20 protein-coding genes are annotated in these 21,887 nt (G+C 60.5%); 11 read left to right on the top strand and 9 right to left on the bottom strand.

Features of this window, described 5'->3' with window-relative positions; all coding sequences use genetic code 11:
* The first annotated feature begins 76 nt into the window (after positions 1 to 76).
* Entirely contained in the window at positions 77 to 1,384 is a 1,308-nt protein-coding gene (locus tag K6118_RS10825; protein WP_247120367.1) for a DUF3422 family protein, read from the top strand.
* A gap of 35 nt (positions 1,385 to 1,419) precedes the next feature.
* On the opposite strand, the gene K6118_RS10820 is transcribed toward K6118_RS10825, so the two are convergent.
* The 4 genes from K6118_RS10820 to cysQ form a co-directional block, all read right to left on the bottom strand.
* The gene (locus K6118_RS10820) at positions 1,420 to 2,115 is read right to left on the bottom strand and encodes a substrate-binding periplasmic protein (RefSeq protein WP_247120366.1); all 696 of its coding nucleotides are present in this window, start codon (positions 2,113 to 2,115) and stop codon (positions 1,420 to 1,422) included.
* 178 nt (positions 2,116 to 2,293) lie between these two features.
* Positions 2,294 to 3,112, bottom strand: a complete 819-nt coding sequence (locus K6118_RS10815) for a substrate-binding periplasmic protein (protein ID WP_247120365.1) — start codon at positions 3,110 to 3,112, stop codon at positions 2,294 to 2,296.
* A gap of 11 nt (positions 3,113 to 3,123) precedes the next feature.
* Entirely contained in the window at positions 3,124 to 3,693 is a 570-nt protein-coding gene (locus K6118_RS10810; protein WP_247120364.1) for an NnrU family protein, read from the bottom strand.
* Between the two features lie 90 nt (positions 3,694 to 3,783).
* On the bottom strand, positions 3,784 to 4,599 hold the full coding sequence (cysQ, locus tag K6118_RS10805; RefSeq protein ID WP_247120363.1) for a 3'(2'),5'-bisphosphate nucleotidase CysQ: 816 nt from the start codon (positions 4,597 to 4,599) through the stop codon (positions 3,784 to 3,786).
* Between the two features lie 208 nt (positions 4,600 to 4,807).
* Here cysQ and K6118_RS10800 point away from each other — a divergent pair, with 208 nt between their 5' ends.
* The 7 genes from K6118_RS10800 to K6118_RS10770 all read left to right on the top strand — a co-directional run bounded on the left by K6118_RS10800 (position 4,808) and on the right by K6118_RS10770 (position 12,472).
* Positions 4,808 to 5,461, top strand: coding sequence for a histidine phosphotransferase family protein (locus K6118_RS10800; RefSeq protein ID WP_247120362.1), 654 nt, complete (start codon positions 4,808 to 4,810; stop codon positions 5,459 to 5,461).
* A gap of 128 nt (positions 5,462 to 5,589) precedes the next feature.
* Positions 5,590 to 8,667: a hybrid sensor histidine kinase/response regulator gene (locus K6118_RS10795; protein ID WP_247120361.1), complete on the top strand. Its 3,078-nt coding sequence runs from the start codon at positions 5,590 to 5,592 to the stop codon at positions 8,665 to 8,667.
* A complete protein-coding gene (locus K6118_RS10790; protein WP_247120360.1) occupies positions 8,664 to 9,152 on the top strand; it encodes a chemotaxis protein CheW in 489 nt (162 codons plus the stop codon). The genes K6118_RS10795 and K6118_RS10790 overlap by 4 nt, the downstream gene beginning before the upstream one ends.
* A gap of 63 nt (positions 9,153 to 9,215) precedes the next feature.
* Positions 9,216 to 9,581, top strand: a complete 366-nt coding sequence (locus K6118_RS10785) for a response regulator (RefSeq protein ID WP_247120359.1) — start codon at positions 9,216 to 9,218, stop codon at positions 9,579 to 9,581.
* A 76-nt stretch (positions 9,582 to 9,657) separates the two neighbouring features.
* Positions 9,658 to 10,890, top strand: a complete 1,233-nt coding sequence (locus K6118_RS10780) for a protein-glutamate methylesterase/protein-glutamine glutaminase (RefSeq protein ID WP_281500767.1) — start codon at positions 9,658 to 9,660, stop codon at positions 10,888 to 10,890.
* Positions 10,887 to 11,729, top strand: a complete 843-nt coding sequence (locus tag K6118_RS10775; protein ID WP_247120357.1) for a CheR family methyltransferase — start codon at positions 10,887 to 10,889, stop codon at positions 11,727 to 11,729. Before K6118_RS10780 ends, K6118_RS10775 begins: the two co-directional genes overlap by 4 nt.
* A gap of 86 nt (positions 11,730 to 11,815) precedes the next feature.
* A complete protein-coding gene (locus K6118_RS10770) occupies positions 11,816 to 12,472 on the top strand; it encodes a hypothetical protein (protein ID WP_247120356.1) in 657 nt (218 codons plus the stop codon).
* Between the two features lie 79 nt (positions 12,473 to 12,551).
* On the opposite strand, the gene ctrA is transcribed toward K6118_RS10770, so the two are convergent.
* The gene (gene ctrA, locus K6118_RS10765) at positions 12,552 to 13,253 is read right to left on the bottom strand and encodes a response regulator transcription factor CtrA (protein WP_247120355.1); all 702 of its coding nucleotides are present in this window, start codon (positions 13,251 to 13,253) and stop codon (positions 12,552 to 12,554) included.
* A gap of 229 nt (positions 13,254 to 13,482) precedes the next feature.
* On the opposite strand from ctrA, the gene fliI reads away from it, so the two are divergent.
* The 3 genes from fliI (at position 13,483) to K6118_RS10750 (ending at position 16,780) form a co-directional block, all read left to right on the top strand.
* Positions 13,483 to 14,844: a flagellar protein export ATPase FliI gene (fliI, locus tag K6118_RS10760; protein WP_247120354.1), complete on the top strand. Its 1,362-nt coding sequence runs from the start codon at positions 13,483 to 13,485 to the stop codon at positions 14,842 to 14,844.
* Positions 14,845 to 14,854: 10 nt separating this feature from the next.
* Positions 14,855 to 15,286 (top strand): flagellar export protein FliJ, encoded by a 432-nt coding sequence (locus tag K6118_RS10755; protein WP_247120353.1) that lies wholly within the window; start codon positions 14,855 to 14,857, stop codon positions 15,284 to 15,286.
* A gap of 93 nt (positions 15,287 to 15,379) precedes the next feature.
* Positions 15,380 to 16,780 carry an aminotransferase gene (locus K6118_RS10750; protein ID WP_247120352.1) on the top strand — a complete coding sequence of 467 codons (1,401 nt, stop codon included), beginning with the start codon at positions 15,380 to 15,382 and terminating at the stop codon, positions 16,778 to 16,780.
* Between the two features lie 22 nt (positions 16,781 to 16,802).
* Here K6118_RS10750 and K6118_RS10745 read toward each other — a convergent pair whose 3' ends face one another.
* The 4 genes from K6118_RS10745 to K6118_RS10730 form a co-directional block, all read right to left on the bottom strand.
* Positions 16,803 to 17,714 carry a DMT family transporter gene (locus K6118_RS10745; RefSeq protein ID WP_247120351.1) on the bottom strand — a complete coding sequence of 304 codons (912 nt, stop codon included), beginning with the start codon at positions 17,712 to 17,714 and terminating at the stop codon, positions 16,803 to 16,805.
* Between the two features lie 81 nt (positions 17,715 to 17,795).
* Positions 17,796 to 19,979 carry a hypothetical protein gene (locus K6118_RS10740; protein ID WP_247120350.1) on the bottom strand — a complete coding sequence of 728 codons (2,184 nt, stop codon included), beginning with the start codon at positions 19,977 to 19,979 and terminating at the stop codon, positions 17,796 to 17,798.
* Between the two features lie 67 nt (positions 19,980 to 20,046).
* Positions 20,047 to 20,835, bottom strand: a complete 789-nt coding sequence (locus K6118_RS10735; RefSeq protein ID WP_247120349.1) for a MinD/ParA family protein — start codon at positions 20,833 to 20,835, stop codon at positions 20,047 to 20,049.
* The gene (locus K6118_RS10730; protein ID WP_247120348.1) at positions 20,832 to 21,851 is read right to left on the bottom strand and encodes a flagellar biosynthesis protein FlhF; all 1,020 of its coding nucleotides are present in this window, start codon (positions 21,849 to 21,851) and stop codon (positions 20,832 to 20,834) included. Before K6118_RS10730 ends, K6118_RS10735 begins: the two co-directional genes overlap by 4 nt.
* Positions 21,852 to 21,887: the final 36 nt, after the last annotated feature.

Raw genomic sequence — 21,887 nt, 5'->3', positions numbered from 1 at the left:
GTTTCCGGCTAGGCTGGCTGCGGCTGGAAACATATGGGGACTGGGCTTCTCAAATATTATTTTTGAGGGGGGTATTTTGGATTTTTCGCGTCTGACCGATCCGCAATGGTTCGAGCTGAACAAGGAATTGCACGGCCGTCCGGCCTTCGCCTTGAAGGCGCCGGTGCGCGTCAGCCATTTTGCCTATCTTTCGGGGGAGGATGGCGGTGCGCGCGACCGGGCGCACCTGGAGGCCCTCTGTAAGGCTTTTGACGTCGAGCCGCCAGCGGATGGCGGTCGTCATTTCAAGGCAGATTTTGGCGCGTTCGCGCTCAAGTGGGAACGCCACACCGAATTCACCACCTACACCGTTGTCACGCCGAGGGGGCAGGCCGCGCCCTTTGAAGCCATGGCCGCGGATGTACTGCCTGCAGATTGGATGACCGACAGCCCGGGCCGGCTTTTGCTCGCGCTCAAGATTGAGCTGGTGGATGCCGACAATGTCCCCGACAAGGAGGCCTGCTTCGCCGGGTTCCGCAACCGGGATATGGCGGGCAGCCTGGTCTCCGGCGGGCGGTCGAGCGCCTGGTCGGACTTCCATATCGATGACGACGGCTGCCTGCGGGTCGCTGTCCTGAATGACGACCTGACGGAAGGCCGTGCCGGGCGGCTTGTCCAGCGGCTGATCGAGATTTTTACCTATGGCCACATGGCGCTGATGGCGCTGCCGCTCGCGCGCCGGGTCATGGCCCAGTCCGCCACCATCGAGGCTGAGCTTGAAGACACAGTCGCGCATCTGGCGGCCAGCGAAGCGGGGGAAGATGCGGAGACGCATCTCGACACGCTCCTTGAGCTTGCCGCGCGGACCGAGCATCTGGCGGCGGGCTCACGCTTCCGCTTTTCGGCGGCCAAGGCCTATAACGCGCTCGTCCTCAGGCGGTTTGAGGAAATCCGCGAGGACCGGATGCCCGCGCACCAGCGTCTTTCCAACTTTTTCGACCGTCATCTGGCGCCCGCGATGCGCACATGTGAGGCGGCATCGAACCGGCTTTCCGACCTCGCGCTCAGGGTGGACCGGGCAGCCGGGCTTTTGCGTACGCAGGTGGAGCTGGGGATGCAGCGCCAGAACGGCGCGCTTCTGGCTGCGATGAACCGCAGAAGCCAGCTTCAGCTGAGGCTTCAGGAGACGGTTGAAGGTCTATCTGTCGTCGCGATCAGCTATTATGCGCTGGGGCTGGTGAAGATTGCTTTCAAGGCGCTGAAGACGGTGTCGCCGTTCGGGGTGCATATCGACCCGGCGCTGGCCACCGGGGTCGCTGCGCCTTTCGTCATTTTCGGGGCCTTCATGATGATCCGGGGTATCCGTAAGTCCGTCCTTACTAAGCCGGAGGAAGACGAGGGCTGAGCCTTCGGGAGTTTCAGGACCTTGCGGGGATTTCCCTAGGGCGTCGGGGGCAGGCCTTGGCTGTAGGCGGCAAGCGCCTTCTTGCGCAGGTCGTCCAGGGTCTGGTTGATACGGTTCAAATCGGCAATGAGGGCAGGGTCGGTCTTGCGGCTGCAGGCCAGGCTCAGGTCCGCCTTTTTCCATAAAAGCGCCAGCTCGGGCGGCGGCACGCCGATATCCCGCGCGGCGGCGGGGGCGTTGGAGACCCCGGATATCCACAGGTCTGCCCGGCCGTGATAGAGCATCTTGGCGGCGAGGTCGTCATTTATGGTGGCCAATACTTTGATATGGGCGCTCCGTTCTAGCGACTTGACCGAGGCGCTGCCCAGCTTCCCGGCAACGACATAGGGTTTGAGGTCATCGAGGTCATGGATCACGATCGAACTGCCGGGGCGGCGATAAAGCGCCCAGCCACCTTCAATCAATGGCCCGACCCACTTGAAGGTGGCTTCGCGGGTCTTGGTCCTGTTGATGACGAAGGCGCAGGTGTTGGGGGTTTCCTTGGCGGCGCGGTAGGCGCGGGCCGTGGGCATCAAGGTCAGGCTATAGTCCACATTGGCGCGGCGCATCAGTTCCTTGACGATCTCCACGGCGCTGCCCTCGATTTGGTCGCTCTTGGGGTCCCGGAAATTGTAGGGTGGGTTTTGTTCGGTCAGCAGGCTCAGGTGGGGGTTGGTTTCACCTGCGCTCACCCGTGCCGTTCCGGCAATGGCCAGAAAAGAGAGGCTGCAGATGACGAGGTACCGAGGACTGATCAAGTGAGGCGCTCCGCTAATTGAAATCGATCATTCAGACAGCGTAACAACTCATAGCTACCTTGTAACAATAGCGCATAAGGGCGGGTAAAACACCTCTTATCTGGCGCCGGGACTATTGGGATGCGCGTTGGGCGGGCAAAAAGTCATACCGGGCGAGGCTGGCTTCCCGTGCCTCGCCGAGGTTTGTATTCAGGTGATTGAGATGGGCAATGAGGCTTTCGTCCATCTTGGCATTACAGGCCATGTATAGGTCCGCGCGGGCCAGCACCAAAGCCTGCTCAACCGGTTCTTCCCCCAACTCTTTGACAATAGCGCTATGGCGTAGAAGGCCCGAAAGCCACAGGTCCGCCCGGCCTTTGTAAAGGAGACGCGCGGCGGCAAGGTCATCCGCCACCTGAAGGGGCACGGCGTGATAGACATTCGTCACATGGGCGGCCTGGCTGGGCGTGAAGGTGCCGGAAATCGCCAGGCCTTTCAGGTCCTTGATGGAGCTGATGTTGATATCGCTCCCTGCACGGCGGTACAGCGCCCAGCCGCCCTTGAACAGGGGGCCGACCCAGGTGAAAAGCGTCTCACGCTCTTTCAACCGGTTGGTGACGAAGACGCAGGTATTGGCGTTCAGAAGGGCCAGCTCATAGGCCCGGTTCCAGGGCATAAGCGTCATGCTGTAGTTGGCTTCGGCCTTGTCCATGAGGCTGCGGACCAGATCGACCGCGGCACCGGTGGCGGTCCCGTCCTTTTTGCCCTTGAAGGCGAAAGGCGGGTTGTTCGCGGTCAGCAATGTCAGGAACGGGGCGGGGCCGGACACCTTGTTTGGCGTCGATGCCGCCTGCACCTGGGCGGGCAGAAGCCCAAGTGTGAGAAGGCCCAAGGCAGCAAAAAGGGCGCCAAAAGATTTTGCCGCCCCGGTGTTTTTTGCTTTGCTACGCACAAGCGCTCCCGTCATTTCGGCAGTGGCGATACACCAAACAGCCATTCATGGATTGAGATGAAGCCTACATAAAGCGCGATTGCGATGACAAGGACAATGATATCCTTGATCACAGGTTTCTTCTCAGGCTTCTTCCATTCGCCGTCGCGCCGGTTGCTTCCCCAAATGGCGATAAGCGCCCAGGCCGCAAAGCCGCCGAACAGGGCCGTCGAGCGGGTTTCCCCATTCGAGAACAGGTGGCCGATACCCCAAAGGGCGACCGCCGTCAGCTGCGGATTGCGGATGAAGCGCTTGATGTTCGTGGGCGCGCGCGTGGCAACGAACAGGATGAAGGCAACAAGCACGAACAAGGGCGTGACATGGATGCCCCAGGCGGGTGGCGTGTAACACATGCCCGCACCCGCGGCGGCCTTCCAGCCGGTGATGATAAGGTAAAGCGAACTCAGGATAACGAGCGCGAACAGGCCCTTATACGGCATTTCCCCGATTACACCGGCCGCCCTGTTGCGCACAGGACGCGCGAAAAGCGGAATGAAATGCGCGAAGAAAAAGAGCGCAAGGCCCAGATACAAGGTCGTCATGGCAGTCCTCCCCTTATGCCAGCCATTTGGATGAGGGGAAGCCTACCCTACTTTGGCCTTGGGGAGAAGTTCCCTATTCAGGCTGGAGCCTTAGCCTTCGAGCGGCGGCACGCTGAAGCTGGTGTCGGCCCGGCACAGGAACCAGGGGTTCAGGAAGGTCCTGAGGTCCTTGCCGTAGCTGAGCGGTGTGCCGTCCGGGGCGTCCACTTCACCGCCCGCGGCCAGCAGCACGGCATGGGCGGCGGCGGTGTCCCACTCACACGTGGGGCCGAGGCGCGGGTAGAGGTCGGCCTCGCCGGTTGCCAGCAGGCAGAATTTCAGGCTGGAGCCGATGGAGACATGCTCGGCGGCCGGGAAATGGTTGAGCCAGGCTTCAAGGTCGGGCGAGCGGTGCGATTTCGAGGCGACGATAACCAGGTTGTCCGGGTCGGCTTTGCGGGTCGTGATCGCGCGTTTGCCGGAGATATGGTCGCCGTGGGCGTCCGCAATCCAGGCGCCTTGGCCGACGATACCCCAGTAAAGCTTGCCCATGGCGGGGGCGAGCACGAAGCCCATAATGGGTTTGCCATCCTTGATGAGGCCGATATTGACGGTGAAGTCCTGGCCTTTCTTGATGAATTCCTTGGTGCCGTCCAGCGGGTCGACAAGCCAGAAAGTGCCGCCAGAAATGTCCGGGCATTTGCCTTCGGACTTGGCTTCTTCGCCGACCATGGGAATTTCAGGAGCAATCTTTTCGAGGGCGGCCTGGATGACTTCCTCGCCGCGGCGGTCGGCTTCGGTTACCGGGGAGGCATCGGCCTTACCAAAAACTTCGAAATCGGAATGGTAGACCTCCATCACCACGCGGCCTGCGGCCAGCATGGTCTCAATGATCGGATCTACCAGTGTTTCCAAAGCTTTGGTCATAGTTTCCTCGTGTAAAAATGGTCTGAAATCGTTTCGTCACTTGGCCCGGTGGCTTTCGCCCGCTATGGTTCTGACACAGAGGTCATAAATGGCAAGGAAAAATGTCCCCAGCGGCCGGTCTGACGGCAGCAAAAGGGGGCGGGAAACAGGCGCGGAGCGGGCGCCTTCCAGCCAGCGGCCTTGGCAGTAAATGTGGGGAGAAGCCCTGATGAAGAATATGGATTTCGCGGCACTTTTGTGTTCGCGCCTGTGTCATGATTTGGTCAGCCCGGTGGGGGCGATCAACAACGGCCTGGAAATCCTGCAGGAAGAACATGATGCCTCGATGCGGGAGGCCGTGATCGACCTCATCGAAAAGTCCACCCGCCAAACCAGCAATAAATTGCAATTTTTCCGTCTTGCCTTCGGGGCTGCGGGCGGCTTTTCGGCCCAGCTCGACATGCGGGAGGCCGAGCGCGCGCTCAGGGCGTTTCTGGATGGCAGCCGGGTTGCGCTTGAATGGCAGGTCGACGTACCGAATGCGCCGAAGGGCCTTGTGAAGCTTCTTCTGAATTTGGCCCTGGTTGTGTCGGAATCGCTGATCCGGGGCGGTGCGCTGACCGTAAGCATGAAGATGATGGACGGAAAAGCTGCAATAAACATCGAAGGCTCGGGTGACCGTGTCATCCTGTCTCCTGCCGTGCAGGCAGTGATGACGGGCGCGCCGACAGATGAGGAGCTGGAGCCAAGAACGGCACCGGCCTATCTGGCGGCCTCGGTCGCAAGGGATCATGGCGGCCGTGTTTCCATCGAGGCTGTGACCGAAACGTCGGTTCGGGTTACCGCAAGCTTGGAGATGGCCGAGATGCAAACAGGCGGCTAATCTGGCACCAGACCAATAAGTTTTACACGTTCTTAACTCTTTTTAGCCAAGGTGCGAGTTGTGTATTTGTGTGCGTGGGGGCACACTCGAATAACAAGCGCCAAAAGAACCCTCAGGGACCAAGACCTATGGACGATCTGTTAAACGAATTCCTTACCGAAACCGGGGAAAGCATCGATGTTGTCGACGTCGAGCTGGTGAAGCTGGAGCAGGACCCCAACAACAAGGAAGTGCTGGATAACATTTTCCGCCTGGTCCACACCATCAAGGGGACATGCGGCTTCCTGGGGTTGCCGCGGCTGGAATCGGTGGCGCACGCGTCTGAAAACGTTCTTGGCAAATTCCGGGATGGCGAGCTTCAGGTCTCCGAGCATTCGGTGACGGTGATCCTGGAAAGCCTGGACCGGATCAAGGAAATCCTGGCAGGGCTTGAGGCGACGGAGGAGGAGCCGGAAGGCGACGACACCGACCTGATCGCCCGGCTGGATGCCATCGCGGAAGGCAAGGATGCCGCCCCCGCGCCTGAACCCGATACGATTGAGGGTGAGATTATCGACCCGGGCCTTGGCCGTGTGCTCAAGCCAGGCGAAGTTTCGCTTGCGGAACTGGAAGCCGCCTTTGCCAATGCCCCGGGGCCGGATGAGGCAGACGAGGCCGCCCCCGCACCGAGTGCGGCTGGGACAAGCGGCGCGCAGAAAAGTCTGTTCGAGCGTGTCGGGGGTGAGGACACGCTTGCAGTGGCCGCGCACCTTTTGGCCCAGCGGCTGGAAAAGCACCAGGAACTGGGCAAGTTCTTCGCAAGTGTTGACGCAGAACAGCGCAAGGGCCGCTTTATGGGCCTGATGCTGGCGCTTTATAAGGATGACCTGGACGCCGCCGACAATGTCGGCCGCCAACTCGTTACCGTTTCCGGTTTTTCCGAACAGAATTTCAATACGCTTATTGGGCTGGTCAAGGATGTCCTGGTTGAATGCCAGGTGGATGGCGACACGGCTGACGAAGCCGTCATGAGCTTCGAGCTGGTGCGTGAGGCTGTCCTGAGTGCCTCGAAAGCCATCACCAAGGCCGAAACCAACAAGGCCGGCCGTGAAGCAAAAAGCGGCGAGCAGGCCGCAGCCGGGGGCGAAAGCGGCAAGCGCGTCAGCCAGTCTATCCGGGTGAACGTCGATCTTCTCGAAGAACTGATGAACCTGGTGTCCGAGCTGGTGCTGACCCGGAACCAGCTTCTGCAGATTACCCGCAATGTTGAAAATTCCGAGCTGGGCGTCCCACTCCAGCGGCTGAGCCAGTGCACTACCGAGCTGCAGGAAAGCGTGATGAAGACGCGGATGCAGCCGATCGGCAACGCCTGGGCGAAACTGCCGCGGATCGTGCGTGACCTTACCGTCGAACTCGACAAGAAGATCGAGCTTGAAATGCTCGGCGCCGATACGGAGCTCGACCGTCAGGTTCTTGAGCTTATCAAGGATCCGCTCACCCATATGGTCCGGAACTCTGCTGACCACGGCATTGAAACCCCGGCCGAGCGGATTGCCCTTGGCAAGGATGAGGGCGGTACCATTACCCTGAACGCCTATCATGAAGGCGGTCACATCATCATCGAGATCAAGGACGACGGGCGCGGGATTTCCGTCTCGAAACTGTCGAAGAAAATTCTGGAGAAGCGGCTCGCCACCGAGGCGGAACTCGCCGAAATGTCCGACGCCCAGATCCAGAAATTCATTTTCCATCCGGGCTTCTCGACCGCCGAGCAGATCACCAGCGTGTCGGGCCGTGGTGTCGGCATGGACGTGGTGCGCTCGAACATCGAAAAGATCGGCGGCACCATCGATATGCAGTCGGTCGAAGGCAAGGGCTCGCGCTTCGCGATCAAGATCCCGCTGACGCTGGCTATCGTCGCGGGTCTCATCGTCAAGGCACAGGATGAACGTTACGCTATCCCACAGATCAGCGTTCTTGAACTTGTCCGGGCAGCACAGAACAGCGAGCATAAGATCGAGACGATCAAGAACACGCCGGTGCTCAGGCTCCGGAACAGGCTTCTGCCGCTCGTCTATCTCAATGAAATCCTTGGTTTTATGACGCGGGAGGAAATCGATGCCCGCGACAACAAGGACGACTTTATCGTTGTGGCGCAGGTTGGCACCTTTACCTTCGGCATCGTCGTCGACCAGGTGTTCGACACCGAGGAAATCGTGGTCAAGCCGGTGGCGCCGATCCTGAAGGACCTGGAAATTTATTCGGGGAACACCATTCTGGGCGACGGTAGCGTGATCATGATCCTCGATCCGAACGGCATCGCAGCGCTTGCGAATTCGAGCGCGGGCGATCACGAGCACGAAGAAGAAAAAGCCCACGAGGAAGCCAAGAAACGCACGGTACAGGACGAGAAGGAAAGCATGCTTCTGTTCCGGGCTGGCGGGACCAACCCGCGGGCCGTTCCGCTTGGCCTCGTTGCGCGGCTTGAGGAAATCGATATCTCCAGCGTCGAGCAATCGGATGGCCGCCTGATGGTTCAGTATCGGGGTGCCCTGATGCCGCTCATCCTCGCAGACGACAATATGGCGCTGAAGGAAGACGGCCGTCAGCCCGTGCTTGTCTTTACCGACCGCGAATACACCATGGGCCTCGCCGTCGATGAAATCCTCGATATCGTCGAAGATAAGCTCGATATCAAGCTGGCCTCGGATCGGCCGGGTGTTGTCGGCTCGGCGGTGATCGCCGGCAAGGCATCGGAAGTCATCGATGTTGCCCATTTCCTGAGCCTCGCTTTCGCAGACTGGCTCAAGAGCCGGGACATGGCCGACGATGTCGCGCCCTCAAGAGGCGTGAGCCTGCTGCTCATCGACGACAGCGACTTCTTCCGCAACATGCTGAAGCCGGTGCTGACGGTGGCGGGCTATGAGGTCAAGGCGGTCTCGAGCGCTGCTGTTGCGCTCAGGCTGATGGAAGAAGGCTACATGTTCGATATGGTCATCTCCGACATCGAAATGCCGGATATGAACGGCTTTGATTTCGCCCGTGAAATCCGGGACGGCAGCCGCTGGGCCGAGCTGCCGCTGATCGCGCTGTCGGCGTTGGCGACCGAACGTGACATTGCGCGCGGCCATGAAGCTGGCTTCGACGATTATGTCGCCAAATTCGATAAGGAAACGCTGCTCAGAAGCCTGTCGCAGCAACTGAAGATCAAAGGAGACGCGGCATGAGTAGCGATATGGTCGTCCGCAAGGACCTGAATGTCGTCACCACTGGGTCGCAGGATTATGTGACCGTCCGCCTCGCGGGGCAGACCCTCGGCATCCCGGTTCTCGGGGTGCATGATGTCTTGAATGCCCAGCAGATCACCAGAATTCCGCTCGCGCCCGAGTGGGTCTCCGGTGTCCTCAACCTGCGTGGCCGGATCGTGACCGCGATCGACCTTCGCCGCCGTCTCGGCTTCCCGCCGCTTGAAGAGGGGAAAGTCAGCATGTCGGTGGTGGTTGAGCATAATGAAGAGCCCTACAGCCTTCAGATCGACAGCGTTGGGGAAGTGCTGTCGCTCGACAACCAGCTGTTCGAGAAAAACCCGGTCACGCTGGACCCGCGCTGGCGCGAAGTCAGCCGTGGTATTTACCGGCTTGAAAAAGAGCTCTTGCCCATTTTGGACGTCGACAAACTTCTGGCCTTTGAAAGCAAGGACAAAGCGGCCTAAGATAAGGCGATGCAGCAACAAACAGGTTTCACCGGCGGGGTGGAATGAGGAGATTCCTGAGAAATGAAACTATGTCTTGTCGTCGATGACTCGAAAGTGATCCGCAAGGTCGCCCGGCGCATTCTCGAAGAACTCAATTTCGAGATTGAAGAAGCCGTTGACGGCCAGGATGCTCTCGATGTGTGCGACCGGAATATGCCCGATGTGGTGCTCTTGGACTGGAACATGCCCGTGATGGACGGGTTGGATTTCCTCAAGGCCTTGCGCTCCCGCGAAGGGGTTGAACAGCCGGTCGTGGTCTTCTGCACCACAGAAAACGATATGGCCCACATCCGTACCGCGATCGAGGCCGGTGCTAACGAATATATTATGAAACCGTTCGACCGCGAGATTATCGAAGCGAAATTCTCCCAGGTCGGGCTGCTGTAGGCAGGATTAACAATCAGTGACATCAGGCGTGTCCAATACGAATGTGGCGGTCAAGGACGGAGGCCCGTATCGGGTAATGGTCGTTGACGATAGCGCCATCATTCGCGGTTTTTTGAGCCGGTATCTGTCTGAAGATCCCGATATTGAGGTTGTGACCACCGCCAACAATGGCGCTGTGGCGCTGCGTCAGCTTGGGTTGAATGACATAGAAGTCGTTGTTCTCGACATTGAAATGCCGGAGATGGATGGGCTGACCGCGCTGCCGAAGATGATCGACATGAAGCCTGATATCCAGGTGGTCATGGCATCGACGCTGACCCGCAAGAACGCGGAAATCAGCTTGCGCAGCCTGCAGATGGGCGCGGTCGACTATGTGCCGAAGCCGGAGACGGCCCGGTCTGTGAACGCCAGCATCGATTTCCGGCGCGAGTTGGTTGACAAGGTCAAGGCCTGGGCTGGCCGCCGCCGCAAAAAACGCGGTGAAGCGTTGCCGACCACGGGCGAGGATATGCCGGGGCTGACGCCTGCGCGTCCGGGCCTGCGCCCTGCGCAGTCTGCGGGTGGGTTTGTCACCGCGCGCCGTCCTGTGGCCCGGCCTGTAACCGTGGCCAGTGCGCGCCCGGCTGCAGCAGCGGTCAGGCCGCAAGTCGCGGACAAAGAGGACCAGCCGCTTCCGATCAGCGCCATGTTGGGCCGCGAGATCAAACTGCGGACTGGGTCTTTCAAGCGTCCGAAAATCCTGGCGGTGGGCTCATCCACCGGGGGGCCGCAGGCGCTGATGAAGTTTTTCAAGGCTTTCGGCAAGGCCCCGAATGTGCCGATCCTGATCACCCAGCATATGCCGGCGACCTTCACGGCGATCCTGGCGGAGCATCTGGGGCAGGCGACCGGTTGGCCGGCACAGGAAGCGCGTGACGGTATCGTACCGGAAGCGGGCAAGATTTATGTCGCCCCTGGCGGCCGTCACATGGAAGTGGCGGAAGACGATAAAGGCGTTCATCTCCATCTGACCGATGAACCGCCCGAGAATTTTTGCCGTCCGGCAGTGGACCCCTTGTTCCGGAGCCTTGCTGCCACGTTTGGCGAACGTGCCCTGGCAGTGGTGCTGACCGGTATGGGCCATGATGGCCTCAAAGGCGCGCGTGAACTGACGCGGGCCGGTGGCACCGTGCTGGCGCAGGATGAAGCCTCCAGTGTTGTTTGGGGGATGCCTGGCGCTGTTGCCACGGCAGGCTTATGTACCGAAGTGTTACCGGTTGAGGAGCTGGGTCAAGCTACCGCCAAGCGGATACAGGGAGGAATTGGATGAAGACGGAAGATTTTGAATTCCTTTCCGGTATGCTCAAGGAACGGTCTGGTCTGATGCTGACGCCTGACAAGGTGTATCTGCTGGAAAGCCGGCTGACGCCTTTGGCGCGCAAGCGCGGGCTCGATACGCTCGACGCGCTTGTCCAGAAGCTGCGGATGAGCCGGGATGAGGGCCTGATCAAGGATGTCACCGAAGCGATGACGACTAACGAGTCCTTCTTTTTCCGGGATAATACGCCGTTCGAGCTGTTCAAGGATCATGTGCTGCCGGCGATGGACAAGGCCCGCGGGACGCAGAAACGCCTGCGCATCTGGTGCGCGGCGGCTTCGACCGGCCAGGAACCCTATTCGCTGGCCATCCTGCTGCGTGAAAACTGGATGAAGTGGCAGAACTGGAATATTGAGATTGTCGGCACCGACATCTGCACCCAGGTGCTGGAGAAAGCCAAGGCTGGCACCTACAGCCAGTTTGAGGTCCAGCGCGGTTTGCCGATCCAGATGCTGATCAAATATTTCCGTCAGGAAGGCGACCAGTGGCGCATCAGCGACGATATCCGCAACATGGTCACCTTCAGGCCCTTTAACCTGTTGAGCAACTTTATCGGCATGGGCACGTTCGACGTTATCTATTGCCGCAACGTGCTGATCTATTTCGACCAGACCACCAAGAAGGGCGTTCTGGAACGGATGCGCAAATGTCTTGCTGATGATGGAACGCTGTTCCTGGGGGCGGCGGAAACCGTGCTCGGTATCACGGACGCCTTCCGCCCTGTTCGTGGTCATCGCGGCATGTATGTGCCGACCGATGGCGCCGCTGAGAAACTGATGGGGCTGGGCTGACAAGCCCCCCCTTCACAGCCCGCTGATGCCGGGCAGCGTTCCGAGTAGATCATCCATCCCTATCCACAGCATACGTTGGGGGACCTATGTTTATCGGACACTTTGCCGTTGGGATGGCAGCCAAGCGCGTTGCCCCCAAGGCCTCGCTCGGCAGCCTGTTCCTGGCAGCACAATTTGTCGACCTTCTGTGGCCGACCCTTTTGCTCCTGGGGCTTGAAACGGTGCGGATCGACCCGACCGCCACGGCGGTCACGCCGCTTGATTTCGTCCATTATCCCATCTCCCACAGCCTGGTAAGCGGTGTTGGCTGGGCTATCCTTATCGGGGGCCTGACCTACCTGTTCAGCCGGCGTGTGCGCGATGCCGTGGTCATGGGCTGCCTGGTGGTTAGTCACTGGTTTCTGGACCTTGTCGTCCACCGGCCGGACCTGCCCCTTTATCCGGGCGGGCCGAAGCTGGGGTTTGACCTTTGGGCTTCCAAACCGATGTCCGTGGTGGTCGAGCTGGGCCTGTTTATGGTTGGGGCGCTGGTCTATATCCGTGCCACCCGGCCGACCGACAAGACTGGCCGTTTCGCCTTCATGGGCCTTATCCTTTTCCTGCTCCTCATTTACGCAGGCAATCTGTTCGGGGCGCCGCCGCCGAGCGCAACCGCAATTGCGTGGGTGGGGCAGGCACAGTGGCTGATTGTCCTGTGGGCCTACTGGGCGGACAGGCACCGGCACCCGGTTGAGGCGGCGTAACGTTTCCGGGTATGGAACCCAAGAAAAAAAGCAGGCCGGAAAGCCTGCTTTTTTCCTGTCTTGAAACTATATGCCCGGATCAGGCGACGGCTTCATCGCTTTCCTCTGACGGGTTCCTCAGCACATAGCCTCGGCCCCAGACGGTTTCGATGTAATTGTCGCCCTCGGATGCGGCTGCCAGCTTCTTCCTGAGCTTGCAGATGAAGACGTCGATGATCTTCAACTCCGGCTCGTCGATGCCGCCATAAAGATGGTTGAGGAACATTTCCTTGGTCAGCGTGCTGCCCTTGCGAAGCGAAAGCAGCTCCAGCATCGCATATTCCTTGCCGGTCAGGTGTACGCGCTGGCCCGCGACTTCAACGGTCTTGGTGTCCAGGTTAACCGAAAGCTTGCCGGTCTTGATGATCGACTGGCTATGGCCCTTGGAGCGGCGGACAATGGCATGGATGCGGGCGACCAGTTCTTCCTTGTGGAAAGGTTTGGTCAGGTAATCATCCGCGCCGAAGCCAAGGCCCTTGACCTTGTTTTCCATTTCCGTGAGGCCGGACAGGATCAGGATCGGCGTATTGACCTTGGCCGTACGCAGCTTCTTGAGCACGTCATAGCCATGCATGTCCGGGAGGTTCAGGTCCAGGAGGATAATGTCATAGTCATAGAGCTTACCGAGATCGAGCCCTTCTTCGCCAAGGTCTGTGCTGTACACATTGAAACCTTCAGCGTTCAGCATCAGTTCGATGCTGCGGGTCATCGTCGGATCGTCTTCAATTAGAAGAACACGCATGTTCATTCCCCTATCAGTCTGATCAATCAGCCCGGATGCCTGTCAGGCTTTAACAATAAAAAGTGACCCTATCTGACACACTTCCATGGTTAATGTTAACGAAGGTTAACAGATTGTCTACTAAAAACCATGCCGCCGTCCTGAGAGGGGATATGGAATTTGACCTGGCTTTTACCAATCATTAAAACCGATAGGGCATGATGACCGTCAAGGTCACGAGAGGGGTACCGTGCAAAGTCTCATCCAGGAAATCGAGCGGGTCCACACGGAGCGCCGTTACGGCCGGGTCACCGGCGTCCGCGGGTTGCTCGTTGAAGTGGCAGGCATCGGCCAACATGTGTCGATCGGGTCTCGCATGGAAGTTGAGACGCGGGATTGGCGCCGTGTCGCTGTGGAAGTCGTTGGCTTCCGGCAGCAGACCGCGCTTTGCATGCCCTATGACATGCTTGAAGGTGTCGGTGTTGGCTGCAAGGCCGTGCTGACCCACAGCGAACCTGTTGTTTTTCCAAGCTCTGCCTGGCTCGGCCGCGTGGTGAACGCGCTGGGTGAACCGATTGACGGCAAAGGCCCGATCAGCCACGGCACGCGCCCACGGCTTCTGCGCTCCGGCCCGCCGCCTGCGCATGACCGTCAGCGCGTCGGTGGCAAGATCGACCTTGGCGTGCGGGCGCTCAATGCGTTCACAAGTTGTTGCCGCGGTCAGCGGATGGGTATCTTCGCGGGCTCCGGTGTTGGTAAGTCCGTGCTCTTGTCCATGGTCGCGCGCTATTCCGATTCGGACGTCAGCGTTATCGGCCTGATCGGCGAACGGGGCCGCGAGGTCCAGGAATTTATTGAGGACGATTTGGGCGAGGAAGGCCTCGCCCGGTCGGTCGTTGTGGTGGCAACTTCGGACGAATCGGCACTGATGCGTCGTCAGGCCGCGCACCTCACGCTCACGCTGGCCGAATATTTCCGCGATGCGGGCTCCGAGGTCATGTGCCTGATGGACAGCGTGACCCGTTTTGCCATGGCGCAGCGTGAGATCGGCCTCGCCGGTGGCGAGCCGCCGACCAGCAAAGGCTATACGCCCACCGTCTTCACCGAACTGCCGCGGCTTCTGGAGCGCGCGGGGCCGGGGCCGCGGGGGGCGGGCAATATCACCGGGCTCTTCACCGTGCTTGTGGAAGGCGATGACCATAACGAACCGGTCGCCGATGCCGTGCGTGGTATTTTGGACGGCCACATCGTCATGGAACGGGCGATTGCTGAACGTGGCCGCTACCCGGCTATCAATATCCTCAAATCCATTTCGCGGACTATGCCGCGCTGCAACAGTGACGATCAGAATATCCTGGTGCGTGAAGCCAAGCGCTATATGTCGGTGTACTCCGACATGGAGGAAATGATCCGTCTCGGCGCCTACCGGCAGGGCAGCAACCCGGAAGTGGATGCCGCCATCGCCTATAACCCGTATCTGGAAGAATTCCTCGGCCAATGGAAGGATGACGTCACCACGATGGACCAGGGTTATGAACGCCTGCGCGAAATCATGATGATGGGACCGGCGGCTGAAATTCTATCCGAAATCCAGCTTTCCGGCGCGGCATAAGGGACATTAAGTGGCAAGCAGGCTCGACAATATCATTCGCCTGAGGAAGTGGGAACTCGACGAAAAACGCCGGGTTCTGGCAACGCTTCAGGCGGAGGAAGATGCCATTATCGCCCGTCTTGATGCGCTTGAGCAGGAAGTGGCGGTACAGTCGCAGAGCGGCGGACAGCTTGAAGTTTCCCCCACCACACTTGGCATTTACCTGGAAGGTGCCCGCGTTCGGGCCGACATGCTGGAGGCCGAGCTTGAGGCTCAGGCCGAAAAGGTTGCCGAGCAGCAGGACATTGTCGCCGAGGCCTTCCGGGAGCTGAAAACTTTTGAGATCGCCCGTGAGCAGGAAATGAAGCGTATCGCGCTCAAGGAAGCGCGGGAGGAACAGGCTGCGTTCGATGAACTGGGCATTCAGGCCCATATGCGTGAGGATGCCTTCGGCCTGAGCTAGGTCCTGCAGGTAGCTGTCCACATCCCCTTCTAATTTCTTTTCAAAAGCGCCTTGATCCTGTTAAGTTTTTCGCGGCTTACAGGAGAGGCTTCCATGACCCAACCTTCCAAGGATGACGGCGCCAAGACGCTCGAGCGGCTTCAATCGCTGGACCGCCGGTATCATCTGCATTCCTTTACCGACCCCCAGGCTTTGGTGCAGGCGCCGCCTTTCATGATGGAAACGGCGGAAGGCTGCTATGTTTCGGGGCAGGGCATCAGGCTTCTGGATGCCATGGCCGGTCTCGGCTGCGTCAACATCGGGTATGGCCGCAAGGAAATGGTGGAAACCGCCGCTTCGGCCATGGAGGTCCTGAGCTATTATCACAGCTTCGCGGCGGTCTCGAACCCGACGGCGGCGGCGCTTGCAGGCAAGCTGGCGTCCTTGGCGCCGGAAGGTCTCAACAAGGTATTTTTCGCCAACTCGGGCTCGGAAGCCAATGAGACGCTGATCAAGCTCGCGCTTCTATACTGGCGCCGGAAAGGCCAGCCGAAGAAGCGCGTGATCATCACGCGGGATTATAGTTACCACGGCAGCACCATCGCCACCTCGCTCCTCAATGGCAATACGGCCATGCAGGAGGAGTTCGGCCTGGACGCGCATGGCGAAGTGGCGCGGGTGATGGCACCTTTCTGGTACCGTCATGGCGGCAAAATGAACCCGGAAGCCTTCGGTCTTCATGCCGCGCGTGCGATTGAGGAGAAAATCGTCGAACTGGGCGCGGACAAGGTTGCCGCCGTGTTCGCGGAGCCGATCCAGGGCACCATGGGCGCGATCATCCCGCCGGACAGCTACTGGCCGGAGGTGGAGCGTATCTGCCGCCGCCACGATGTGCTTCTGGTGGCTGACGAAGTCGTCACCGGCCTTGGCCGGACCGGCGCCTGGTTTGCCCAGTCCACATACGGTTTCAAGGCCGACATGATGACGCTCGCCAAGGGCTTGTCGTCCGGCTATTACCCGATTTCCGCCGCGGTGGTCAGCGATGAGATCGCCGAGGTCATCACCGACAGGCAGGAAATCATGCAGCATGGCTTCACCACCTCGGCGCACCCTGTGGCCTGTGCCGTGGCGCTCAGGAACCTTGATGTCCTGGAAAAAGACAAGTTGATCGACCGTGTCTCCAATGACATCGGGCCTTATTTCGCCACCAAGCTGATCGAGCTTGAGAAACACCCGCTGGTGGGTGAGGTACGGGTGGCCGGCCTGATCGCGGGGATCGAGCTGACCCGCAACAAGGAAACGCGGGAACAGTATCCGGAAGAATTCAACCTCGGCGGCCATGTCGGGCACGCGGCGATGATCCGTGGTGTGATCGCGCGGCCCGCGGGGAATGCGCTTGTGCTGTGCCCGCCCTTCATCATCAAGCGCGGTGAGGTCGATTATCTCGTGAGCGCGCTTTATGACGCGCTCGACGATACCCTGAAGCTGATGAAACAGCAGGGCGTCTGGCCGTAAGGGGTGATGGGGCCGCCTGTTCTCAGGCGGCTTCCTCTGCTTTGGCAGGTGCCGGGCTGACCGTGGTTTTGCGGTTGATCATCACCACATTGCCGACGATGACGAGGGCAAGGCCGGTGATGGCCGGTGTCGTCCAGTGAAAGCCTTCCATGAAGGTGGAGACCGTGAGCGCCACGACCGGCGTCATCACCGCCATATAGGCCGCGCGGCCGACCCCCACTTGCCCCAGAAGCCAAAGATAGAGCGAGAAGGCGACCACCGTCCCCAGGATGGACAGGTACAGAAGCGAGCCCCAATATTCCGGGCGCGGGTCCAGGACCGGGGCTTTGCCGGAAAAGGCCGCGAAGACGATATCGAACAGGGCGCCATACAGCATTCCCCAGGCATTGAACGGCAACAAAGGGATGCTCTTGACCGACTTGGTGCCGACAAGCGTGTTGCCCCAGGATGCCAGGAGCGTGCCGATAAGGCAGAAGACGAGGCCGCGGACGCTGTCATCCGCCAGGGAGAAATGGCTGATCTCCGGCTTGAAAATCAGCATCAGGCCGATGACGCCAATCAGTGCGGACAATAGAACCGACGGCTGCACCGGCGCCTTCAGGAAGATCCGCCCATTGACGATATTCATGAAAGACAGGGTGGAGAAAGCCACAGCCACCAGGCCGGAGGTCAGATACTCCGTACCCCAATAGATCATGAGATAATTGGCGGAAAACAGGAAAAAGCCGGTGGTGAGCATCCAGCCGTGGTCGCGCGCGCTGAACCGCAGGCGCTTGCCGCGCGCCAGGCACCAGGCAAACAGGATGATGGAAGCGATGCCGAAGCGGAAGGCGAGCGACCATTCCTTGGGCACGACGCCAAGCTGCAGCTCAATGGCGTACCAGGTGGAACCCCAGATCAGCACACAGCCCAAGAAGGCAAAAACCACGCCCATACATCTATCCTTTACCAGCGTTACAGGACAACCGGCATATCAGGTAAGGGCGTTTGGTCAAGCCGTTTGTTGCGGCTGAATTCAGCCTTCGCTGGATGCGAGCAGGGCATCAACCTGAAGCGGGAAAGCCTCGCCGTCGTTCACGCTCAGGCGGCCGGTGAAGCCATTGGCGCCAAGGGCGGCGTCAAACAGCTTGAAGGCGTCTGTCTTGAGCGCGGGAGACAGCTGTTTTTCGCTTCTCAAGGTCAGGTCGAATTGCCGGTCGCGGATGGTGCCGTCCATTTGAATGGCGCCGAGCAGGCTGAAGCGGACCTCGACCAAAAAGCGCTGTTCCTTTTCTGCGTCCGTAAGGCCGCCCTGGCCGCCATGGCCATCCGGGTTCGTGCCTTGTTGTTCCGGCCCAGGGAACAGAACCGCGACGAGCGGCATGTCAGGATGGCGCATATCCAACGGCATGATCGCCGCGCGCCATTGGCTGCCCGTATGGCTGGCGAGGCTTGCCATATGGCTGATGTCACGTTTGAGCACCTCAAGGAGCGGCGCGTCTTTTTCCGCGAGCACCCGGGTGGCCGCTTCCCCAAGCCAGGATTCCGGCCCGGCACCGGCGGCCTTGAGGAAAAAGAGCAGGCTGTTGGTCAGCTTCGCGCCGCCATCGGCGCCGCGATTGCTGAAGGTCGCGGACGCCGCGGGACCTGCCGTACTGGCAACCAGCGTCTGGGCCGCTTCAAGTGCGGGCCAGCCGGTCGAAAGCGCCTGCAAGCTGCCTTGCGCGGCCGCGGTCGCACCGCTTGCTGCTGCGGCAGCGAGGGCTGCTTCGGGCTGCGCCGCCATTGGGGCCTTGCCGGGAACGGGCAGGATGTCGAGCAGGTCGCCGGTGGTCGGCCGGACACCGTTGGGCAAGGTCAGGCTGATGATGCCGCTTGTGGTTTCGAGCCGGAAATCCGTCTTGGGGCCTTCGGGCGTGAGGAAGGCGCGCACGGTGTGGACGGCCTTGATCCGGGCGGCACCCGCGTCTGCCACTTGCGCTGCCTGCTGTTCCCGGAGCGCGACCTGAACCGCGCGCTGTTCACCACCGGGCGGGGTAAAGCGGGCATTATAGAGCGTCGTGGGCTGGGGCGTGGCCTGGGCCGTGCTGGCGGCTGTTTCGCTGATCTTGACCAGTTCCCCCGCGAGCGGCGCCGCCGCGTCATAGCTCATGATGATCGGGCCTTTGCTCGTCTCCACATGGGCGAGGGCACCGCCTGCGAAAGCGCTGACAGGCAGGTTGAGCGTGCGGGCTTCTTCAGGCGCCAGCGCGCGGACCTGAAGGACTTCGGCAACCTGCTGCGGTGGCACGCGGCTCACGCTGGCATCAAGCTGTTGGACCTGTATCTGGGCGCCGTTGGGCGTGAAGGCGGGCAGCGTGGCGCCCAGGCCTGCTTCCGCCGTTTCTGCGAGTGCTGGCACTTCCGTCAGCGGCGAGGCGGGGAGCAGGTGTCCAGGCGCGGCTGTCGCATTTCCGGCGATGGCCTCGGGCGTCTGCGGCGCGCCGGGCGGAACCAGGGCGGAGGTTTTATAAAGACCTTGCGGTGCACGGCCTTGCTGCTGTGCGCTGATAAGCGCGGCGAGGTCGCTGCTGCTTGCGCGCTGCACCAGCGGGTCGGTGACCTGCTGTACCGCCTGTTGGCCGGATGGGGGCAGGGTATTGCGGCCCAGAAGCGAGGCCAGTGTTTCCGAGGTGGTCTCTGCGGTCGTAGGCGGCAGGGCTCCACGCTGATAGCCACTGTTTTGCGGGGCAGCAGGCACCGCTTGCTCCTGACCCCCAGCCGAGCCCTCAGGCGTATGAATGGAAATAACGGTGAGCGTCAGTTTTTCCGGCGGCTGGAGCACATGACCGTTGCGGGCCAGAAGCTCGGCGCTGACCGTTTTTCCGGCTTCGGTGATCTGGAGGATGACATCGTCGCCCGGTTTCAGCCCGGCGTCGGGCCTGAGCGCAAAAGTGGCTTTGTTGGTGACGATGATCGGCCGCCCGGTCGTGTCTATCTTGTCGACATTCTGGTGGAGCTTGTCGCCTACCTGCACATGGGCGGCACTGGCCGATATGGACACGGCAGGGTCACGCGCCTGAACCGCCTCGCCCTCCTGTGTGCGAGACCGGGTATCGCCTTTTTCATCCCCGCCTTGGGTCGGGGTATGCTGCGGGTCCTTGGAAACCGCGGAAGCCCGGTTTGTACCGCTAAGCGGCCCGAATTTCCCTGGGGTCGGCGGACCGAAAATATCGCTCATTCAGGGTTCCCACCATGCCGTGGTGCCATCTGCCGCACGCATTGGCATGAAGGGCTGAGGGGTGTCCTCAGCGCCCGACGATCGTTGCTGCCAGCGCGCGCACATCCTTTGCCGCCTCGGACTGCGGGTGCCGTGTCAGGATCGGAACCTGATTCCGTATGGCATCAACAACCTTGGCGTCATTTTTGATAATACCGGCAAGTGGCGGTGAAATCTTCAAAAATCCTTCGCAGGCGCGCTTGATGGCTTCATAGGCCCGCTCGCCTTCACGCTTGCTGGCGACATTATTGACCACAATGGAAATGTCGGCCTGCGGGTTGCGCATGTGGGTCACCTTGATGAAAGCATAGGCATCGGTCAGCGACGTGGGGTCGGCAGTCATCACCACAAGGATCTTACCGCGGTGGAAGCTCAGCGTGGTGACCGACGGGTCGATCCCGGCGGCGAGATCCAGGAGCACATAGTCGTAATCGGCGGCGGCATCAATAAGGCTCGCGCGCACGCGCTGCAGGGTATCTTTCGAAAGCGCCCCCAAGGCACCGGAGCCGGACTTGCCCGGCAGGACGTCAAAGCTGGTGCCGTCATTGTCCTGATAGGGGACGGCAACTTCACGAACGCTGCATTCGCCGGAGATAATCTGCCCCAGGTCGCGCTCCGGCATGAAGCCGAGCTGGATATCGACGTTGGCGAGCCCCAGGTCACCATCGAACAGCAGGACCTTACGCCCCGCATGGGACAAAGCATGGGCCAGCGTGACCGACAGCCACGTCTTGCCGACGCCCCCCTTGCCTGAAGCAATGGTAATGAGCCGGCGTTCCTGGACCTCCTGGTCCGTGGTCTTGGTCGCGTCTGTCATCGTCTGTTTTCCATGGGGTTGTCGTTTTTCTTGCGGCCCGGCAAGGCGGTCAGAAGCCGGGCGAGACTGAGGGGGGAGGCCGTTTCCAGCCCTTCCGCGATATAGGGACTGCGGCTGAGGCCCGCAATGGCCAGATGGCCAGGGCGCGCGGCCATGATGAGGCCGGCGTAGCGCCTGGCGGCATCCAGCCGGGTGGCGATGAACCGCTGGCAGCCCATGCGCGCGAAAATGCTGGCGATTTCCTGGGCATCGAGCGGGTCGAGCCCGGCAGGCAACACCAGGACCGGTTCGGCATCCACCTTCTGGATGAATGTCAACAAGGTCTCCAGCTCGTGCATGTCGAACGGGTTGGTGCCGGGTGTGTCGATGATGGTCAGCCCGTCATCCATATTCTTCGCGCGGATAAGCGCCGCGAGTTCGTCCGGTGTGTCGGCTGTGGAGACTGTTTGTTTCATCAGCTGCGCAAAATGGTCGAGCTGCTGGATACCTGCGGCTTTGACTGTATCGGTCGAGATCAGGTGCACCGGGCGGTTATGCAACAGCGCGTCTGCGGTCAGCTTGGCGGCACAGATGGTTTTGCCGGCACCGGGCGGCCCAACAAGCATGATCGGACGTCTGTGGGCATCGGTGATGGGGCTGAAGCGGATCGCGGTTTCAAGGGCGGCCGAAAAAGCTTCCGACAGACTGGATGCCTCGATCGCGCGCACGGCTTCGCTGAGCCTGGACGCGGTATCGAACGGAATACCGTGATGGCTCAGGACGGCATTGATGTCCGCATTGTCATACTCGCGCGAGGGCGGGATGGGATGCTCAATCTCGAAAGCCAGCGGGGTTTGGTCCGGCTTCGGCGCCTTTTTAGGCGGCTGCGGGGTTGCCCCGGCCTCAAGCGCCGCGGTGACGCGGACGCCGCCCTTGCTCTCATCGGTCTGAATGATGATGGCATCCGGCCCCAACTCGGACCGGACCATATCCATGACTGCCGCCATCGATTTGGCATGAAAGGTCTTTAAACGCATAGCCTGTGCCTAGGTTCCCATCGACCGGTTATTATT

Source organism: Kordiimonas marina, assembly GCF_023006325.1.
GTDB classification, from domain to species: Bacteria; Pseudomonadota; Alphaproteobacteria; order Sphingomonadales; family Kordiimonadaceae; genus Kordiimonas; species Kordiimonas marina.
The sequence above is the reverse complement of the archived record's forward strand: the minus strand, read 5'-3'. Positions and strand labels throughout refer to the sequence as shown.

What these genes read in the sequence shown, in the direction of transcription:
- K6118_RS10795 (WP_247120361.1), top strand. Translation starts at nt 5,590, where the DNA reads ATGGACGATCTGTTAAACGAATTCCTTACCGAAACCGGGGAAAGCATC.
- K6118_RS10810 (WP_247120364.1), bottom strand. Translation starts at nt 3,693, where the DNA reads ATGACGACCTTGTATCTGGGCCTTGCGCTCTTTTTCTTCGCGCATTTC.
- K6118_RS10745 (WP_247120351.1), bottom strand. Translation starts at nt 17,714, where the DNA reads ATGGGCGTGGTTTTTGCCTTCTTGGGCTGTGTGCTGATCTGGGGTTCC.
- K6118_RS10775 (WP_247120357.1), top strand. Translation starts at nt 10,887, where the DNA reads ATGAAGACGGAAGATTTTGAATTCCTTTCCGGTATGCTCAAGGAACGG.
- K6118_RS10735 (WP_247120349.1), bottom strand. Translation starts at nt 20,835, where the DNA reads ATGACAGACGCGACCAAGACCACGGACCAGGAGGTCCAGGAACGCCGG.
- K6118_RS10740 (WP_247120350.1), bottom strand. Translation starts at nt 19,979, where the DNA reads ATGAGCGATATTTTCGGTCCGCCGACCCCAGGGAAATTCGGGCCGCTT.
- K6118_RS10785 (WP_247120359.1), top strand. Translation starts at nt 9,216, where the DNA reads ATGAAACTATGTCTTGTCGTCGATGACTCGAAAGTGATCCGCAAGGTC.
- K6118_RS10750 (WP_247120352.1), top strand. Translation starts at nt 15,380, where the DNA reads ATGACCCAACCTTCCAAGGATGACGGCGCCAAGACGCTCGAGCGGCTT.
- cysQ (WP_247120363.1), bottom strand. Translation starts at nt 4,599, where the DNA reads ATGACCAAAGCTTTGGAAACACTGGTAGATCCGATCATTGAGACCATG.
- K6118_RS10790 (WP_247120360.1), top strand. Translation starts at nt 8,664, where the DNA reads ATGAGTAGCGATATGGTCGTCCGCAAGGACCTGAATGTCGTCACCACT.
- K6118_RS10780 (WP_281500767.1), top strand. Translation starts at nt 9,658, where the DNA reads ATGGTCGTTGACGATAGCGCCATCATTCGCGGTTTTTTGAGCCGGTAT.
- ctrA (WP_247120355.1), bottom strand. Translation starts at nt 13,253, where the DNA reads ATGCGTGTTCTTCTAATTGAAGACGATCCGACGATGACCCGCAGCATC.
- K6118_RS10730 (WP_247120348.1), bottom strand. Translation starts at nt 21,851, where the DNA reads ATGCGTTTAAAGACCTTTCATGCCAAATCGATGGCGGCAGTCATGGAT.
- K6118_RS10800 (WP_247120362.1), top strand. Translation starts at nt 4,808, where the DNA reads ATGAAGAATATGGATTTCGCGGCACTTTTGTGTTCGCGCCTGTGTCAT.
- K6118_RS10770 (WP_247120356.1), top strand. Translation starts at nt 11,816, where the DNA reads ATGTTTATCGGACACTTTGCCGTTGGGATGGCAGCCAAGCGCGTTGCC.